Here is a 1,551-nt window from a genome sequence, read left to right as displayed (position 1 = left end):
CTCGAACGCCTCCCACGACGTCTCCAGCAGCAACCGCTGCTGCGGGTCCATCGCCAGCGCCTCGCGCGGCGAGATCCCGAAGAAGGCCGGGTCGAACTCGGCAGCCTCGTGGAGGAAGCCGCCGTGGCGCACGTAGGACTTGCCGGAGAGGTCGGGGTCCGGGTGGTAGAGGTTCTCGACATCCCAGCCGCGGTCCTCGGGGAAACCAGAGATCGCGTCGCCGCCGGAGGCGACGAGACGCCACAGTTCTTCGGGCGACCGCACGTCACCGGGGAACCGGCAGGCCATGCCCACGATCGCGATCGGCTCGTCCGTCCCGGTCACCGCGGCGACCGCTGCCTCGGCCCGCTCCTGGACGCCCAGCGTCTCGGCCAGCAGGAAGCGGGAGAGCGCGACGGGCGTGGGGTGGTCGAAGACCATGGTCGCGGGGAGCCGCAGCCCGGTCGCCGTGTTCAGCCGGTTGCGCAGTTCCACCGAGGTGAGCGAGTCGAAACCGGCGTCCTGGAACGCGTGTTCCGGCTGGACGGCCTGGGCCGAGGCGTGGCCGAGCACGGCGGCCACCTCGGTGCGCACCAGGTCCAGCACCACCTGCTCGCGCTCGACCTCGGACAGCCCGGCCAGCCGTCGGCCCAGCGATCCCTTCGGCGCGGTCTGCGCCGTGCGCCGCGCGGTGCCCCGTACCGGGCCGCGCAGCCCTCGCAGGACCGGCGGCACCGTGCCCTGCAGCCCGCCCAGGTCGAGCCGGAGCGGGGCGACGGCGGCCCGGTCCAGGGTCAGCGCCGCGTCGAACAGCCGCAGTCCTTCGTCGACGGCCATCGGGGCCAGGCCCACCCGCTTGAGCCGGGTGTGGTCCGTCTGGTCGAGCCGGCCGGCCATGCCGCTGCCCTGCTCCCACAGGCCCCACGCCAGCGACGTGGCGGGAAGCCCCCGGGCGCGGCGGGATTCGGCGAAGGCGTCGAGGAAGGTGTTCGCCGCCGCGTAGTTGCCCTGTCCCGCGCTGCCCAGGATTCCGGACACCGAGGAGAAGACGACGAACGCCGACAGGCCGCTCGTCAGCTCATGGAGGTTGAGCACAGCGTCGACCTTCGGGCGCAGCACCTTCTCCATGCGCTCCGGGGTGAGCGCGGTGATCACGCCGTCGTCGAGCACGCCGGCCGCGTGCACCACGGCAGTCACCGGCGTGCCGGCCAGCACCTCGGCGAGGGCGTCCCGGTCGGCCACGTCGCAGGCCGCCCAGCGCACCTCGGCGCCCAACGCAACCAGTTCGGCCTCCAGCTCGACCGCGCCGGGGGCCTCCGCGCCGCGCCGGCTGACCAGCAGCAGGCTGCGCACTGCGTGCTCGGCGACCAGGTGCCGGGCGACGAGCCCGCCCAGCGCACCGGACGCACCGGTCAGCAGGACGGGGCCCGCGCCGAAGTCCGGCGTGCCGGTGGCCATCCCGGTGGCCTTCACCAGGCGCGGTACGAACACCTCCCCGCCGCGGACCGCGAACTGCGGCTCACCGGACGCGAGCGCGGCGGGCAGCACACGGACCGCCGCCTCCGTCTCCTC

1 protein-coding gene is annotated in these 1,551 nt (G+C 74.4%); it reads right to left on the bottom strand.

Annotation, left to right across the window (positions count from 1 at the left end):
* On the bottom strand, positions 1 to 1,551 hold a 1,551-nt coding region (locus tag AB0H32_RS48330; protein ID WP_361136117.1), incomplete at both ends, for a type I polyketide synthase.

The organism is Streptomyces sp. NPDC020362 (genome assembly GCF_040642095.1).
Classification (GTDB): Bacteria; Actinomycetota; Actinomycetes; order Streptomycetales; family Streptomycetaceae; genus Streptomyces.
Note: the sequence above shows the minus strand (reverse complement) of the source record. Positions and strands in the feature narration are given on the sequence as shown.